Origin of the sequence: uncultured Citricoccus sp. (genome assembly GCF_937871995.1) — a bacterium.
GTDB lineage: Bacteria > Actinomycetota > Actinomycetes > Actinomycetales > Micrococcaceae > Citricoccus.
Genome location: NZ_CALMQR010000131.1, coordinates 1 through 16,590, shown reverse-complemented (window position 1 = coordinate 16,590; position 16,590 = coordinate 1). Strand labels below are relative to the sequence as shown.

Here is a 16,590-nt window from a genome sequence, read left to right as displayed (position 1 = left end):
CGTCCGGCACGTCCTCCCAGCCGCCGAGTCCGTGCAGGTAGTGCGGGCCTCCGGCCTTCGTCCCGGCGCCCACGGAGGAACGCTTCCACCCGCCGAAGGGCTGGCGGCGCACGATCGCCCCGGTGATTCCCCGGTTGACGTAGAGGTTGCCGGCGTGGACGTGCTCGAGCCAGTACCCGATCTCCTCGTCGTCCAGGGAGTGCAGGCCGCTGGTGAGGCCGTAGTCCACGGCGTTGACCAGCTCCACGGCGTCCTCCAGGGTCGCCGCGGTCATCACGCCCAGCACGGGTCCGAAGTACTCGGTCAGGTGCGCGTCGGCCCCGGGCTGCACGCCCGAGCGGATGCCGGGGCTCCACAGCCGCCCGCTGGCGTCCAGCGGCCGCGGCTGCAGCGCCCACCGCTCCCCCGGGCCCAGCCGGGTCAGCCCGCGCTCGAGCTTCTCCCCGGGCGCCTCGATCACCGGTCCCATCTGGGAGCGCGGGTCCTCCGGGTAACCGACGGTCAGGGACGAGGCGGCGTCCAGCACCTGGCGGTGGAACCGCTTCGACGTGGCCACGGAGCCGACCAGGATCACCAGGGAGGACGCCGAGCACTTCTGCCCCGCATGCCCGAACGCGGAGTTGACCACGTCCTTCGCGGCCAGGTCGAGGTCGGCCGAGGGCGTCACGATGATCGCGTTCTTCCCGGAGGTCTCCGCCAGCAGGGGCAGGTCGGGCCGGAAGGACCGGAACAGCCGGGCGGTGTCGTGACTGCCGGTGAGGATGACGCGTTCCACGTCCGGGTGGGTGATGAGTTCCTTCCCGACGACGGCCTCGTCCTCGGCGTCGATCGTCACGAGGGTGACTAGGTCGGCGGCGACGGCGGCCGCCTCCTGCTCGTTCCAGACCTCGCGCCCCGGGCCCGCACCGAGGCCGGCCAGTCCGGCGCGCAGCCCCTCGACGATGGCGGCATGGGCCACCGCCCCCGTCCGCGCGGACTGCGAGGCGGGCTTGAACACCACGGGTGCCCCGGCCGCCAGTCCGGCGAGCACGCCGCCGGTGGGGATGGCCACGGGGAAGTTCCACGGCGGGATGACCAGCACGAGCCTCGGGGACACGTACCGGGCGCCCTCCACCTCGTCCAGTCCACGGGCCAGCCGGCCGTAGTAGCGGGCGAAGTCCACGGCCTCGGAGACCTCGGGATCGCCCTGGTCCAGGGTCTTGCCGGTCTCGGCGGCGGCCACCTCGAGGAGCTCGGCGCGCCGCGCCTCGAGCGCGTCGGCCACGGCGTTCAGCACGCTCTCGCGCTGGGTCCCGGTCAGGGTGCGCCACGCCTGCCCCGCGTCCACGGCCCTCCCGACGGCGGCCCGCACCTCACCGGAGTTGCGCGCCCGAGCGCCGGCCACCTCCGCGACCCCAAGCTGCGAGCCGGGGATGGCCCGGATGATGCGGCGCGCCCAGTCCCGGTTCGCCGCCAGCGAGGGGTCGGTGTCCGGGGCGTTGGCGAAGCCGTCCACCGGCTGGGGGACCGCCCCCCGGGCCACCTCGGGATCCGCCGCCGAGCGGTCCTGGGTGCGGTTCGGCGTCGGGATGGCGGTGTCCAGGCCCGCCACGGACGCGAGGAACCGCGCCTCCTCGCGGGCGAACAGCTCCGGGTCGGAGTCGAGCTCGAAGACGGCGGACATGAAGTTCTCCTGGCTGGCGCCCTCCTCGAGGCGGCGGATGAGGTAGGCGATCGCGACGTCGAACTCGTGCGGGTGCACCACGGGGGTGTAGAGCAGCAGCGAGCCGACGTCCTTCTTCACCGCCTCGGCCTGCCCGGTGGCCATGCCCAGCAGCATCTCGAACTCGACGTCCGGGCGGCGGTCTCCCACCTGCTCGGTGCTGAGCCCGCGCTCCTGCACCAGCAGCCAGGCCAGGGCGATGTCGAAGAGGTTGTGCCCGGCCACCCCGATCCGCACGTGGCGCGTACGCTCCTCCGTCAGGGCGTAGTTGAGCACGCGCTTGTAGTTGGTGTCGGTGTCCTGCTTGGACGCGCAGGTCGCCGCGGGCCAGCCGGTCAGCGAGGCCTGGACGTGCTCCATCGGCAGGTTGGCGCCCTTGACCACGCGGACCTTGATGGGGGCGCCCCCCTCGGCCACGCGCCGTGCGGACCACTCCTGCAGCCGGATCATGGCGTCCAGGGCGTCGGGCAGGTAGGCCTGCAGCACGATCCCGGCCTCCAGGGTGCGCAGCTGCGGGGTGTCCATCAGGCCCATGAACACGGCCAGTGTCATGTCGAGGTCGTGGTACTCCTCCATGTCCAGGTTGATGAACGTGGACCCGGTGGGGGTGCCGGCCTGGGAGGCGGCCAGCTCGTAGAGCGGCAGCAGGGACTCGGTGACCTCGGCGACGGCCTCCTCGAACGCCCAGGGGCTGTGCGGGGCGGTGGCGGCGGAGACCTTGACGGAGACGTAGTCGACGTCGTCGCGCTCGATGAGCGTGCGGATCCCGGCCATGCGTCTGGCGGCCTCGCCCCGTCCGAGGATGGCCTCGCCGAGCAGGTTGATGTTCAGCCGGGTGCCGGGGGTCCTCAGCTTCCGGATGGCCGGGCCGAGACGGTCCTCGGTGGCGTCCACGATCAGGTGGGAGACGAGCTCGCGCAGCACCGTCCGGGCCGCGGGAACGGCCAGCTGCGGCACCACCGGGGCCACCCGGCCCCCGGCGCCCATCGCCGCCCGCATGGGCCAGGGCAGGAAGCCGGGGGTGCGCGGGGCCAGGTCCCGCAGTGCCTCGGCGGCGATGGCCGGGTCCTCCGGCCGCACCACGCGGTCCACGAACCCGACCGTGAAGTCCAGTCCGTCCGGGTCCTTCAGCACGCCGGCCAGCTGCCGGGCGGAGAAGGTGGTCGGGTGGTTCCGGGCCTCGCGCAGCCAGGTGCGGACCTGCTCGACGGCGGCCGGGGCCAGGGCCTTGAGCGGCGCGGGATCGGGGACCACCGGGTGGGAGACGTGGATGCTCATACCGATATTGTTCTCCGTCACATCCTGCACCACCAGCGAACGTTTCCGCAGGGTACCCTTCGGATCAGCCGAACTGACGGGAGGGCATCGTGCTGGACGTCCGACGCCTGGTGCTGCTGCGGGAACTGTCCATCCGGGGGACCATGACCGCCGTGGCGCGGGCCATGAACCTGGCGCCGTCCTCCGTGTCGGAACAGCTGGCGCTGCTGGAGCGGGAGACAAAGACGGTCCTGCTGCGCCGGGCCGGTCGCACGGTGCAGCTCACGGAGGCGGCCCTGGCCCTGGTGGAGCGCACCGACCCGATCCTCGACGCCCTCGAGCAGGCCGAGGCCGCCCTGGTCTCCACGGGCGAGGAGGTCACCGGCCGGGTCACCCTCGCCGTGTTCCAGTCCGCCGCCCTGACCCTGTTGCCACCGGCGCTGACCCTGCTGCGCACCCGGCACCCGGGGCTGCGGCTCGAGGTGGTCCAGTACGAGCCCGAGACCGCGCTGCACGAGACCTGGGCGCGGGACTTCGACGTGGTCGTCGCCGAGCAGTACCCCGGGCACTCCGCCCCGCACTGGCCGGGCCTGGACCGCCGTCCGCTGCTGCGCGACGAACTGCAGCTGGCCGTTCCCTCGTCGCTGGACGTCGATCGGCTGGACGCCGGGCCGGGGACCGAGGTGGACGTGGAGCCGGGGAACGTGGTGCGCGCTGCTGAACCGGGGACCGCATCAGACACAGGGCGGGGAGCCGAACCGCGCGCAGCGCCGGGGACCGCGCCGGACGGGCGACGGCCGACGCCCGGTGCCGTGCTGCAGGCGCTGCTCGCGCACCGGCCCCTGCCGTGGGTGATGGAACCCCGCGGCACGGCCACCCGGCACTGGGCCGAACAGGTGTGCCGCTCGGCCGGCCACGAACCGGACGTGCGCTACGTGTCCTCCGACCTGCAGTCGCACCTGGCCCTGGTGGAGTCCGGGAACGCGGTGGCCCTGCTGCCGGGTCTGATTCTGGTGGGCTCCCGGGTCCGGTTGCGGCGGATTCCCCTCGACGGCCGGCCGATGCGCACCGTCTTCACCTCCACCCGGTCCTCCACCGCCGGGTCTCCCGCCGTCGTCGCCGTCCGCTCCGTCCTGGAGGAGGCGGCCGGCGACCTCGGCCTGGGGACGGCGTCCCGGACCGGCTCTGTGTGAAGCGCATCGCACGCTCGCATAGCATGGGAGGTGCCGGCCGCACGGGGCCCGCCGGCGGCCGTCGTCGCCGGCGTATCCCGTGAACGACCTGATGAGAGGGGATCCATGGACGAGCAGCCCCGGACGTCATCGGGCCGGGAGGCCTCCTCGGGGACACCGGTTCCGTCCACGGGCCTCCCGCGGTCATCACCCTCCGGGGTGCGGACTCCGGCGGCGGAATCCCCCGGCTCCGGCACGTTGCTGACCGGCACCACGGAGGACACCTGGCACCTGCCGGCGGACACCGAACCCCAGGAACGGTTGTGGCTCGCCTTCCCCCGGGACTACTCGCGGATGGGCACCAGCTCGTGGGAGGTCTCCGGGGCCCGCCGTGCCTGGGCCCGGGTCGCGCACGCGGTGATGGACTACGAGCCGGTCACCCTGCTGGTGGACCCCGCCGACCGGCAGATCGTGCACACCTACGTGGACCCCCTGATCCCGGTGGTCCCGCTGTCCATGGACAACCCGTTCCTGCGGCTGTCCGGCCCGACCTTCACGGTGGGTGGCGTGGACGGACAGACCGGTCAGCGCCGGATCGGCATGATCGACTGGGTCTTCAACGGCTTCGGCCGCCGCCCGGGCGTCGAGTTCCGGCTGGACGACGTGGCCGGGGGCACGCTGGCCGAGCTGACCGGCGCCCGGCGTCAGCTGTCCCTGCTGGTCAACGAGGGTGGTGCGTTCATCACCGACGGCGAGGGGACGCTGATCGCCTCCGAGTCCGTGCTCCTGGACCCGGCGCGCAACCCGGGGTGGTCCCGCGCGCACGTGGAGGCGGAGTTCGCCCGGTACACGGACATCCGCAAGGTCATCTGGCTGCCCCGCGGCCTGGCCCGCGACGCCGGCCCGCACGGGGTGGGCGGGCAGATCGACCAGGTGGTGGCGTTCGCCTCCCCCACCGTGGTGCTGCTGCACTGGCAGGAGAATCCGTCCCACCCGGACCACGAGGTGTCCCTGCAGGCACTGGAGATCCTGCAGGGCGAGACCGACGCCCGGGGCCGGCCCCTGAACGTCGCCGCCATCACCGCTCCCCTGGCCGAGTCCGACGGCAGGGGCCAGGTGTCCTGGTCCTACGTCAACGTCCTGCCGGTCAACGGGGCCGTGGTGGTGCCGTCCTTCGACGATCCCCACGACGAGGGGGCGCACCAGGTCCTCGAGGCCGCCTACCCCGGGCGGGCCGTGGTGCCGGTTCCCGCGCACCGGTTGTACCGACGCGGCGTGGGCATCCGGCACGTGGGCCTGCCGCAGCCGACGCGGATGCCCTGACGCTCAGCGGTCCCCGTCCCCTCCGTGCTTGTGCGTGATGAGCACCGAGCAGTGGGCGTGGGCGGCCACGGCGGAGCTGACCGAGCCCAGGAGCAGGCCGGCGAAGCCCCCGTGGCCCCGGTTGCCCACCACGACGAGGGAGGCGTCCTTGCTCAGTTCGCGCAGCACCTGCGCCGGCGGCCCCTCCCGGACCACTCGTTCCAGCCCCTCGGGCACGTCGTCCCCGAACGCCGCCGTGATCGCCTGGTCGACGGCCTCCTGGGCCCGGCCGCGGAAGTCCTGGGCATCCGGGGCGGGCACCGCTGCGGCCACGACCGACCAGTGCCAGGCCGTCACCACCTTCAGCGGGGCGCCCAGCAATGCGGCCATGCGCCCGGCCTCCTTCAGGGCCTCCACGGAGGTCTCCGAACCGTCCACGCCGACGACGACCGGCTTCACTGCCTCTCCCATCACCACTGCCCCTCTCTGACGTCGGGCCCGGTCCGGCCCTGGCGCGCCCTCGGTGAACTCCGGATGTGCGAACACCGTAGGTCCGCCCGGCGCGCGGGACAATATCCGGCGTCCCCGGCCCAGTCTCTCCGGCCCGGGCGCAGCCCCTGATCCCGACCCGGGCGCGTCCCTGATCCCGGCCCGGGCGCGTCCCTGATCCCGGCCCGGGCGCGGCCCTGATGCCGGCCCGGGCGCGTCCCCTCAGCCGCGGTCCGGGGCGAACAGCTCGCGGACGTCGTCGGCGGTGATGGTGCTGGAGAACGCGGTGTCCCCGTCGGTGAGGGAGGAGAACAGGGCCGCCTTGCGCTGCTGCAGGGCCAGCACCTTCTCCTCGATGGTCCCCTCGGCCACCATCCGGTACACCATGACGGTGCGCTCCTGGCCGATCCGGTGGGCGCGGTCCACGGCCTGGGCCTCGGTGGCGGGGTTCCACCAGGGGTCCAGCAGGAACACGTAGTCGGCCTCGGTCAGGGTCAGCCCGAAGCCACCGGCCTTGAGGCTGATCAGGAACGCCGGGGCGGTGCCCTTCTTGAACTGGCTGATCACCTCGGAGCGGTTGCGGGTGGAGCCGTCCAGGTAGGCGAAGGCCACGCCGCGGTCGGCCAGCCGGTCCCCCACCCGGGACAGGAACGAGGTGAACTGGCTGAAGATGATCACCCGGTGCCCCTCGGCCACGATCTCCTCCAGGTTCTCCATCAGCTGTTCCATCTTGGAGGAGGGCACGGAGGCGTACTCCTCGTCCACGATCGCCGGGTCCAGCGCCAGCATGCGCAGCAGGGTCAGGGACCGGAAGATCACGAAGCGGTTCTCGTCCATGTTCTGCAGCAGCCCCAGGACCTTCTTGCGTTCGCGCTGCAGCACCTGGTCGTAGAGCCGGCGGTGCTTGGGCACCAGTTCGACGTGGCTGACCTGCTCCTGCTTCGGGGGCAGGTCCGAGGCCACGAGCTCCTTGGTGCGCCGCAGCATGAACGGCCGGATCCGGCGCCGCAGCCGCGCCATCCGCTCGGCGGCGAACCGGGTGCCGTCATCGGAGGGATCCGGCGTCTCGATCGGCTTGGTGTACTCCTGCCGGAACACCGTGTGCGAGGGGAACAGCCCGGTGGCCGTCAGGGACAGCAGGGCCCACAGGTCGGACAGTGAGTTCTCCATCGGCGTGCCGGTGATCGCCAGCCGGAAGGGCGCCCGGACGTCCCGGGCCGCCTGGTGGGCCTTGGCCGAACGGTTCTTCACGAACTGCGCCTCGTCCAGCACCAGCCCGTCCCAGTCCAGCGCGGTGTACTGCCCCGAGTCCAGCCGCAGCAGGGTGTAACTGGTGACCACGACGTCGGTCCCGGCCACCTCCTCGGCCACCGTCGTCCCGCGCTTGGCGGCGGTGGTGTCCAGCACCCGCAACTCCAGGCCCGGCGCGAAGCGCTCGGCCTCCTCCTTCCAGACGGACAGCACCGAGGACGGCGCCACCACCAGGAACGGGGGCGCCACCTGTGGGGGCGGCACGGGCTCGCCGTGGTCCGGCGCTCGTTGTTCCGCCAGGGGCTCGGCGGCGTGTTGGCCGGGGTGGTCGCCGGGGTGGTCGCCGGGATTGTGGGCGCCGCGCTCGCGCGCCCGGGCAATGAGGGCGAGGGTCTGGACGGTCTTGCCCAGGCCCATGTCGTCGGCGAGGATGCCGCCGAGTCCGTGGTCGTACAGGAAGCTCAGCCACGCGAAGCCCTCGAGCTGATAGGGACGCAACCGGGCGTCGAGGCCCTCGGGGACCTCGGGCGTGGGGATCTCGGCCAGGTCCTTGAGCGCGCCCACCGTCTCCTGCCAGGCCCGGGCCGCCACGGACTCGTGGGCGAGGTCCTCGAACTCCTCCCACAGCGCCACGTCGTAGCGGGAGATCCGCGGGCGCTCGGCGCTCCAGTCCCCCATCACCTCGGCCTCGTTGATGAGGTCGCGCAGCTTCTGGAAGGAGGGGTGGTCCAGGCGGAACCAGGTGCCGTCCTTGAGCATCAGGGCCTTCTGCCCCTCCGCCAGGGCCGTGAACACCTCGGTGAAGGGGAACAGCTCCCCGCCGATGGTGATCTCGAAGCCGAGGTCATACCAGTCGTTGTCCTTCTTCCGCCCGGACTCGACCTGGGTGATGCGCACCAGCGGGTCGTCGGTCAGTTCCCGGTAGTCCGGCCTGGACCCGTGCTCGGTCACGCTCACGTGCTCCAGGCCCTGCAGCACCGGCAGCACGTTCTCCACGAACCGCGCCGTCTCCATCCCGGCCAGGTGCTGCGCCCCGCCCGCGCCGGCGACCGGCCAGTGCTCGCCCACCGCGTCCAGCACGGCGTCCTCGTGCTCGATGTCCCGGTCGGCCTCGGGGTTCCGGGCCCGGCCCGAGTACCCCGTGGGGGACCAGCCCCCGCGGGACCGGGACCGGCGCGATTCCAGCGGCAGTTCGCGCCGCGGACCCCAGTACAGCCAGGACCAGTCCAGGCTCGCCCGGTGGTCCTTGCCGTACCGCACGTGCAGCTGCAGCTCGGGGGCGGGCACCTCCGGGAACGCGACGGATCCGTCCGTGCTGGCCACGGGCATCATCCGGGAGAGCCGCGGGTAGACGTCGTAGAAGAACTCCTCCGTCTCTCCCGCCGGGATCTGCAGCGGCTCGTCCTGTTTCAAGAGGTCCAGCACCGGTCGCGGCAGCGTGCGCTCGGCCGGCACCAGCGTCAGGCGCACCGGGGAACCCCATTGCGGGGCGTCGTCGGGCACGTCCACCGCGATGAATCCCCCGGTGCCGGCCGCCCGCGCCCCGGGCACCGGTGCTCCGCCGGACTCGACCACGGGCACCACGGCGAGGTCCGACTCCCCGCGCACGTCCAGGCGCACGCTGGCCGGCCCGGCCAGGACGACCTCGCCGACCACGCCCTGGCCCACGAACTCGACCCCGAGTTCCCGGGCGCGGGTGAGCAGTTGCCAGGCCGGCGGGCCGGAGAGCTGGTCCAGCCGCAGCGTCTCGTCATTGCCGAACATCCCCTGGGGACGTTCGGCGAGGAAGAGGCGGTAGAACTGGCCGAGCAGTTCCACATGGTCCTCGCGCAACTGGTGGCGCAGTCCCCCGTACTGGAACTTCTTCCAGGTCAGCCCGCCCTTGATCCAGTTGTCCCGCGAACCGCGGCGCATCGGGCGCAGGTGGACCTGCAGGGCGGCACCGGACCGCACGTCCTCGACGCTGGCGGCGTGGGCGCCCCAGCGGCGGCGCATCTGGTTCTGCGGTTCGGCCATCAGCTCCACGCCGATCGCCACCGGCTCGTCCGAACCGAGGCTCAAGTTCTCCCCGGTGAGCTCCCCCAGCACCGAGCGCCAGTCCTCGCGCTCGGCCTCCTCCCCCCAGGGACCGCCGCCGTCCTCACCGCCCCAGACGTCCGCCTCGGTGTAGCGGTGCACCTGGCCCCAGCCCTGCACCGAGGGGGCAGCGTCCTGCCCGGCCGGACCCCCGGGCACGGCGCGCAGTGCCTGGTGCCGCAGGTGCCGGCGCATCGCCTCCTCGGTCGCGGTGTAGAGCAGCGCCGCGGCGTGCTTGCAGTCGTTGCGGACCGGACAGGTGCAGCCGGCGCGCACCGGGCGCCACGAGGGCAGTGCCTCCGGGGACGACGCCGGCCGGCCGGGCACCAGCAGGACGTACGTCTCGTACGGCAACCGGTCGTTGCCCTGCACCGACGCGGTCAGAGTCGCGGGCGGGGCGGGCGTTGCCTCGCCCGCCCCCTCCGGGGCGTCCCACTGCATCGAGGTGACCGCACCCTGGCGGGCGTAGGCCTTGCCCTTGTCCGCCGCCGCGGACCCCACCAGGGCAGCGATGTCCTGGTCGGCGACGTACGGCAGCGTGGGGGTGGTCATCCCTCCATGGTTTCACGGACGACGGACAGGGTCCGGCCCGCCCGGGCCGGACCGTGGACGGCCCCGTTCACTCGGTCCGCTGTGGAGGGGACTGCGCCCCCGGGTCCCCGGGCGCACCGCCGTCGCCGGCCCCGTCGCCGCCACCCGCCGCGGCGCCATCACGCAGGTCCTCGCCGGACAGCACGCCCTCGCGGGCCCCGGGCGCCCGGGCGGCCACGGTCTCCTCTGCCGCCCGGTCGGAACGCTGCCGCGCCAGCGCGCGCCGGTTCCGCTCCTCCATCCCGCGCAGGTCGGAGGCGATGAACGTGTTGATCCAGCGGGACTGCGGGTCGGCGTCGACCATGACCGCCTTCAGCAGCAGCGTGGCGGGCAGGGCGAGGATGGCGCCGAGCGGACCGAGGATCCAGGCCCAGAACAGCAGGGACAGGAAGGAGACGGTGGGGATCACGCCCACGGCATCGCCGGTGAACTTGGGCTGGACGATCGACTGCAGCACGAAGTTCAGGACGGAGTAGGCCACGATCACGGCGAAGAACGCACCCCAGCCGCCCTCCACCAGGCCGAGCAACGCCGGCGGGACCATGCCGATGATGAATCCGATGTTGGGGATGTAGTTGGTCAGGAAGCTCAGCACGCCCCAGACCCAGATCATCGGGACGCCGATGACGGCCAGCGCGGCGACGTCCAGCGCGGCGACGAGCAGCCCGAAGACCGTGGTGACGACCCAGTACCGCCGCACCCCCTGGGCGAACGCGGTCAGCGCCTGCCCGAGCTCGTAGTCGGCGGTGTTCAGCAGCGCGATCCGCCGCTCCACGGCCACGGAGTCCATGGCGAGGAAGAACACGGCCATGATGACGGTGGCCAGCAGGCCGATGATGGCGGTGACGTTGGACAGGACGGCGGTGAGCAGGCCGGTGGCCGTGGACACCACGGTGGACATGTTCAGGCCGGAGAGCTGTTCGATGACCATGTCCGGGGTGACGCCGAAACTGCCGATCCAGTTCACCATGCCGAAGTAGATGTTGGTGAACTCCGCGCTGTACTCGGGCAGCGCCATCACCAGTTCCGAGGCCGACCACAGGATCAGGGCCAGGAACACGATCAGCACGACCACCACGATCAGCACGGTCACGGACGCCCCGAGGAAGCGGTTGACCCCCCGGTGGATCATCCACGCCTGCAGCGGGTAGGCGATGATGACCAGGTTCAGGCCGAGGAACACCGGCCCGATGATGCCCTGCAGGCCCTGGACGAACTGCAGCGCGATGACCAGCCCGGCCAGGCACAGCACGATGACGAGGAATCGCGGCCACATCCGGCGGGTCCTGTCCTCGGCCGTCTCCCCCATTGCCGCGTCCGCGGCCTGCGCCTTTTCCACGAGCCGCAGTCTACGGCGCGGCCCCAACTCGGCGCCGACGCGGCGCCCGCCGGACCTGCGGAGGCGAACGCCGTTGCGGCCCCGGCCCATCCGACGGACGTGGCGGCCACCTGCCCTGACGGGGCCTCAGCGCAGGCCGGGACCGCCCCCGAGGGCGGCCGCGCGCCGGATCCGGTGCATGGCCTGCCCCTCACGGTGGTCGACGCCGACGCCGGGGCGCTGGCCGGTGCCTGACCCCGCACCTGACCCCGCGCCTGAGCCGGTCCCTGCACCGGAGCGGCGCTGGGCGGCGGCGCCCACGCGGGTCGCGGACGGCCCGAGGAGGGCGCGGAACGCCCGGCCCAGGCTCCAGGGGGTGGCCGGCTTCGCGGGCTGGCGGGCAGGGCGGGGCAGGGCCCGAGAGGAGTGGTCGGCCGGGAGCGCGGCGGTGGATCGCAGCATGGGGGTCATCTCCGTAGACTGGTGCCGAGAAGACTTTGCAGAGATTTCTTTGCAAAGCTGTCTATGCAAAGGTAGCTCTGCACATGCCTCGTGACAAGTCCTCGGCCCCGGAGGACCCCCTCCCCACCGAGGCCCCCCAGCCCTCCCCGGATCCCGTGGCGGACGGCCCGGCCCAGCTGCCCGGCGTCGCCCCCCGGAAGGTCGACGCGCGGGCCATGAAGGCCTTCGCCCACCCGCTGCGGATGTCGATCTACTCCCACCTGACGGACGTGGGGTCGGCCACCGCGACCGCCCTGGCCCGGCACCTGGACGAGAGCACGGGGCAGACGAGCTACCACCTGCGCCAGCTGGAGAAGCACGGCTTCGTGGAGGAGGACACCGGACGGGGTTCGGGCCGGGAGCGCTGGTGGAAACCGGTCGGGTTCGCGGTGCCCACCTACGACCTGGCCCAGGACGAGGCGAACAGGCCGGCCATCCAGGCCCTGCTGCAGGCCTCGCTCGACCAGCGCGCGGCCGCGCTGGGCCGCTGGCTGTCCGTGGAGAACCACGAGGAGCGGGAATGGATCGAGGCCTCGATCGACAACACCACCACCCGCGAGCTGACGGCGGCCCAGACCCGGGCCCTGACCGAGGAGCTCATGACGGTCATCGACCGCCACCTGGGCCGGCCCGGCGACCCCTCCGGTGCGGACGGCGACACCGGAACACCCCCGGACCGGCCGACGCCGGACGGGGACCCGGTGGCGCAGACCCGCCGGGTACGCCTGTACCTGAGCGTCTTCCCCCTGTCGGCCGACGACACGACGCCATAAGTTACCCGCCGGTATTGCGCGTGGGGGCCCCCGGTGGCACCCTCGAGGTGTACCCAGTAGTAACCCCGAGAGGACCGTCCCATGCGCCGTCGCATGTTCGAGACCGAGCACGATGACTTCCGCGAATCCGTCGCCGAGTTCGTCAAGCGCCACGTCGCTCCGCACGTCGAGCAGTGGGCGGAGGACAAGGGGCTTCCGCGCGAGCTGTGGCAGGCCGCCGGGGAGCAGGGCCTGCTCGGCCTGGAGGTCCCGGAACAGTATGGCGGCGGCTACCCGCAGGACTACCGGTTCAACGCGGTGCTGTTCGAGGAGTTCTCCCGGGTCAACTTCGCCCTGCCGTCCTGCATCGGCATCCACGCGGACGTCGTCCCGCCGTACATCGTCAAGCTCGGCACCCCGGAGCAGCACCAGCGCTGGCTGCCCGGCATCGCCGACGGGTCCATCATCGCCGCCATCGCCATGACCGAGCCCTCCGGCGGCTCCGACCTGGCCAACCTGCGCACCACCGCGGTCAGGGACGGGGACGACTGGGTCCTCAACGGCTCCAAGACCTTCATCACCAACGGCTACTCGGCGGACTTCGTGATCGTCGCCGCCCGGACCAGCCCGGAGAAGAAGGCCCGGGGCATCACCCTGTTCGGCGTCGAGGCCACCATGGAGGGCTTCCACCGCGGCCGCAAGCTGGACAAGGTGGGACAGCCGGAGTCGGACACCGCCGAACTGTTCTTCGACAACCTGCGCGTCCCGTCCGAGAACATCATCGGCGAGGTGGACACCGGCTTCATCCAGATGATGGTGAACCTGCCCCAGGAGCGGCTGGGCGCCGCGGTCTACGGGCTCGCGCACGCCCGGCAGATCCTGGACGAGACGCTCGAGTACACCAAGGAGCGCACGGCGTTCGGTCAACCCATCGGCGCCTTCCAGCACAACAAGTTCCTGCTCGCCGAGCTGGTGACCAAGGCCGAGGTCACCCAGGCGTTCGTGGACGAGGCGGTGCTGGCCCACACCACCGGCGAGCTGTCCGCCGTGGACGCCGCCAAGGCCAAGTACTGGGCCTCGGACGTGCAGAACGAGATCCTGGACCACTGCGTCCAGCTCTACGGCGGCTACGGCTACATGAACGAGTACCGGGTGGCCCGGGCCTGGAAGGACGCCCGCGTGAACCGCATCTGGGCCGGCTCCAACGAGATCATGAAGGAACTCATCGGGCGCGACCTCGGGCTCTGAGCCCGCCGCCGGCGCACCGGTGCGTCAGCCATCGGCGTGGCGCCGCGGGGTGCCGCTCAGTCCTTGAGCCGGGTCAGCGCGCTGCCCTTGTGGGCGGCCACGTGATCCGTCTTGTCACTCTTGATCTCGTACTGCGGGTCCTCCGCCGAGGCCCGGCGGGTGTGTCCCTTGTAGTCGAAATCGCTGGTGTGGACCCTCGTGATGGTGCCCGAGACCCGACCGGCCTCGGAGTTCCAGCTCACGTGGTCTCCCACGGAGAACGGGGTGGACCGTCCGGACATGATCGCTCCTGGGGTTGCCGTCACACGCTCCGGGCGGGCCGGGGCGTCTCGTTGCGGCCACCCTATCCCCACCGGCCGCCGGCCCCCAGGCCGGGCCCGGGTGCCCACGTCCTCAGCCGGCCCGGTCGCCGATGCCTCAGCTGGGCCCGAGCGCCTCGCCCCGCGGGGCCTGGCCGACGCGCTTGAGCTCCACGAAAATCGCCCTCGAGGGCGTGTCCCCCGTGTTCTCGCCGGAATGACGCTGGGCGGGCACCCAGTTGACCGTCCCGGCGGGGATGTCCACGTCCCGCTGGTGCTCACCCGCGACCAGTCGGCGGCGGATGTGGCTGAGGGAGTACATGACGCTGTCGGGGTGGTCGTGCGGCGTCGTCCGGTCGCCGGGCCGGTCGATGTATTCCAGCACCCGCACCTCGTCGTTCTCGAACAGGACGGAGTAGTGCTCCGGATTGGTGACCACGGGATCGAGTTCCACAGCAGCAGTGTCCTCCTACCGCGGGCCCAGGCCCAGACCTGCCGACCGGAGGCGCGCCCACGGGCCCACGGCACGCACCGGCCCTTCCCCGCGGCCCGGTCGTGCACGATCCTGAACCCGGAGGTGCGTATGCCGGAATGGCTGCTGGCCGGCGGGGCCGGCCTGATCGCCGGTGCGGCGCTGCTGCTGGGCAGCGTCATCGCCTGGTTCGTCGACGTGCCGCGGCGGGTGGTGGCGGCCGTGATGGCCTTCGGCTCCGGCGTGCTGATCTCCGCCCTGACCTTCGAGCTCGTCGACGAGGCCCTGACCACCGGTGGACTCGCCGCCACGGTCATCGGCTTCGCCGTCGGGGCGGTGACCTACGTCGGACTGAACATCGTGCTGGCCCGGTTCGGGGCCCGGCACCGCAAGCGCTCGGGTCACCAGCAGTCCGGACTGGACGGGGACGGTGCCGGCGGGGCGATCGCGATCGGGGCCCTGCTGGACGGGGTCCCGGAATCCATGGTGCTGGGGCTGAGCGTGCTCGTCGGCGGCGGGGTCAGCCTGCCGATGTTCGTGGCCGTGTTCATCTCCAACGTCCCGGAGGGGCTCTCCAGCACGGCCGGCTGGAAACGTGCCGGGCGCGGGCCGGGCTACGTCTTCGGGATCTGGGGCGGCATCGCGGTGGCCTCCGGGCTGGCGGCGCTGGCCGGCTACCTCCTGCTGGACGGCGCCCCACCGGCCACGCTGGCCGTCGTCAACGCGCTGGCCGCCGGGGCCATCCTGGCGATGATCACGGACACCATGATCCCGGAGGCCTTCGAGGACGCCGCCCTGTACTCGGGGCTCATCGCCGCCGCCGGTTTCCTGGCCGCCTTCAGCCTGCACGCGGCGCGCGGGTGATGATGGGATGAGCAGACCACGACGGCGGCGGGAGACGCGCATGGACCGATGGCAGTTCACCGGCCACATCGCCGGGGCCGGGACCTCCGGTGGGACCCGGCTGGTGCTCGGCGCCTGGGACCACAGCCCCCACGGGCCGTTCGCGGACGTCATGGTGGAGCACCCGGACGGCCGGCGCGAGCTGCTGGCCCCGGACGACTGGGTCGCCGACTTCGTCTCGGCCACCTACGTGTTCGACGACGTCCGGCAGGTCCCCGTGTCCGTCGCCGTCGAGGGTCCCGCCTGGACCGTGCGGGCCGGGCCGCTGCACTGGGAGTTCACGGTGGGGCGGCGGACGGCCTGGGGGCACCTGTTGCGCGCCGTCCCGCCCCGGCTGGGCCGCACCCTGACGGTGGCGCGGGTCAGCGACCGGGTGGCCCGGGTGGTGATGCCCGGGGTGCGGACGCTGGGCACCGCGGGGAACGACCGGCTCGAGTGGTACTCCGCCCGGGACCTGCACCGCATCACCGCCTCCACGGCCTCCTGGGGCGGCCGGGACCTGGGCGGCCTGACGGAGATGGACCCGCCACCGCGGTTCGGGTTCAGCTCCACTCCGCGGGAGCCCATGCTCACCACGCTGACCAGCACGGTGCGGTTGCCGCGTTGACGAGGCCACACCCGGGCCGCCGCAGGACTGGCGCGACTCCGGACGCGGTGCTGTGATGGACCCATGATCCGGCACGAGCGCATCGAGGACTACCTGAACCGCCTGGCCTCCGGCGAGCCGACACCCGGCGGCGGGGCCACGGGCGCGCTGATGGCCGCCCAGGGAGCGGCCCTGGTGGCCATGGCGGCCCGGTTCAGCGATCGGGAGGAACTGGCCGCCCGCTGCGAGCGGATCGCCGTCACCGCGCTGGGGCTCTCGGACGCGGACGAGTCGGGGTTCGCCTCCGTCGCCGACGCCTTCGCGATGCCCCGGGACACCGAGCCGGAGCGTGCCGAACGATCGCGGCAGATCCAGCAGGCCATCGAACGGGCCGCGGAACCGCCGGGGGCCATCGTGACGGTGGCGGCCGACGTCGTGGGCGTGGCGACGGAACTGCTGGAGGACTACAACCAGAACGTGCTCAGCGACGTGGGCGCCGCGCTGGGCGCCGAGCGCGCGGCCCTCATGGCCGCGGTGGTCACCCTCGAGACGGACCTGGCGCCGCTGAAGGATCCCGAGGTCGAGACGCGGTTGCGCAAGGACATCGACGGCGCCGCCCGGCTCATCGACGACGTGGACGCCCTGGTCACGCGGGTGCGCCGGTTGATCCG

At 72.5% G+C, this 16,590-nt stretch carries 14 protein-coding genes; 7 read left to right on the top strand and 7 right to left on the bottom strand.

Annotation, left to right across the window (positions count from 1 at the left end):
- Positions 1 to 2,980 (bottom strand): bifunctional proline dehydrogenase/L-glutamate gamma-semialdehyde dehydrogenase (locus Q0283_RS15055; RefSeq protein WP_298045385.1); only part of this gene is annotated, 2,980 nt, incomplete at its 3' end.
- An 89-nt stretch (positions 2,981 to 3,069) separates the two neighbouring features.
- Here Q0283_RS15055 and Q0283_RS15050 point away from each other — a divergent pair.
- Together Q0283_RS15050 and Q0283_RS15045 are read left to right on the top strand one after the other, a co-directional pair.
- The gene (locus tag Q0283_RS15050) at positions 3,070 to 4,152 is read left to right on the top strand and encodes a LysR family transcriptional regulator (protein ID WP_298045384.1); all 1,083 of its coding nucleotides are present in this window, start codon (positions 3,070 to 3,072) and stop codon (positions 4,150 to 4,152) included.
- Between the two features lie 105 nt (positions 4,153 to 4,257).
- Entirely contained in the window at positions 4,258 to 5,454 is a 1,197-nt protein-coding gene (locus Q0283_RS15045; RefSeq protein ID WP_183528068.1) for an agmatine/peptidylarginine deiminase, read from the top strand.
- 3 nt (positions 5,455 to 5,457) lie between these two features.
- Here Q0283_RS15045 and Q0283_RS15040 read toward each other — a convergent pair whose 3' ends face one another.
- From Q0283_RS15040 to Q0283_RS15025, 4 genes are all read right to left on the bottom strand, one after another.
- Positions 5,458 to 5,904 carry a universal stress protein gene (locus Q0283_RS15040; RefSeq protein WP_183528070.1) on the bottom strand — a complete coding sequence of 149 codons (447 nt, stop codon included), beginning with the start codon at positions 5,902 to 5,904 and terminating at the stop codon, positions 5,458 to 5,460.
- 240 nt (positions 5,905 to 6,144) lie between these two features.
- Complete coding sequence (locus Q0283_RS15035) at positions 6,145 to 9,801, bottom strand: SNF2-related protein (protein WP_298045383.1); 3,657 nt, start codon at positions 9,799 to 9,801, stop codon at positions 6,145 to 6,147.
- 67 nt (positions 9,802 to 9,868) lie between these two features.
- A complete protein-coding gene (locus Q0283_RS15030; RefSeq protein ID WP_298045382.1) occupies positions 9,869 to 11,179 on the bottom strand; it encodes an AI-2E family transporter in 1,311 nt (436 codons plus the stop codon).
- 126 nt (positions 11,180 to 11,305) lie between these two features.
- Positions 11,306 to 11,629 (bottom strand): hypothetical protein, encoded by a 324-nt coding sequence (locus Q0283_RS15025; RefSeq protein WP_298045381.1) that lies wholly within the window; start codon positions 11,627 to 11,629, stop codon positions 11,306 to 11,308.
- Between the two features lie 74 nt (positions 11,630 to 11,703).
- On the opposite strand from Q0283_RS15025, the gene Q0283_RS15020 reads away from it, so the two are divergent.
- Positions 11,704 to 12,432 carry a helix-turn-helix domain-containing protein gene (locus Q0283_RS15020; RefSeq protein ID WP_298045380.1) on the top strand — a complete coding sequence of 243 codons (729 nt, stop codon included), beginning with the start codon at positions 11,704 to 11,706 and terminating at the stop codon, positions 12,430 to 12,432.
- Positions 12,433 to 12,513: 81 nt separating this feature from the next.
- On the top strand, positions 12,514 to 13,659 hold the full coding sequence (locus Q0283_RS15015) for an acyl-CoA dehydrogenase family protein (protein WP_298045378.1): 1,146 nt from the start codon (positions 12,514 to 12,516) through the stop codon (positions 13,657 to 13,659).
- A gap of 56 nt (positions 13,660 to 13,715) precedes the next feature.
- Here the strand turns inward: Q0283_RS15015 and Q0283_RS15010 are convergent, their stop codons facing one another.
- The gene (locus tag Q0283_RS15010; protein WP_183528624.1) at positions 13,716 to 13,940 is read right to left on the bottom strand and encodes a DUF2945 domain-containing protein; all 225 of its coding nucleotides are present in this window, start codon (positions 13,938 to 13,940) and stop codon (positions 13,716 to 13,718) included.
- Between the two features lie 136 nt (positions 13,941 to 14,076).
- Complete coding sequence (locus tag Q0283_RS15005) at positions 14,077 to 14,412, bottom strand: cytoplasmic protein (protein WP_298045376.1); 336 nt, start codon at positions 14,410 to 14,412, stop codon at positions 14,077 to 14,079.
- A 129-nt stretch (positions 14,413 to 14,541) separates the two neighbouring features.
- Here Q0283_RS15005 and Q0283_RS15000 point away from each other — a divergent pair, with 129 nt between their 5' ends.
- The 3 genes from Q0283_RS15000 to Q0283_RS14990 form a co-directional block, all read left to right on the top strand.
- Complete coding sequence (locus tag Q0283_RS15000) at positions 14,542 to 15,294, top strand: ZIP family metal transporter (RefSeq protein ID WP_183529436.1); 753 nt, start codon at positions 14,542 to 14,544, stop codon at positions 15,292 to 15,294.
- Positions 15,295 to 15,334: 40 nt separating this feature from the next.
- Positions 15,335 to 15,940 carry a hypothetical protein gene (locus tag Q0283_RS14995; RefSeq protein ID WP_183528628.1) on the top strand — a complete coding sequence of 202 codons (606 nt, stop codon included), beginning with the start codon at positions 15,335 to 15,337 and terminating at the stop codon, positions 15,938 to 15,940.
- A 63-nt stretch (positions 15,941 to 16,003) separates the two neighbouring features.
- Positions 16,004 to 16,590 (top strand): cyclodeaminase/cyclohydrolase family protein (locus Q0283_RS14990; protein WP_298045371.1); only part of this gene is annotated, 587 nt, incomplete at its 3' end.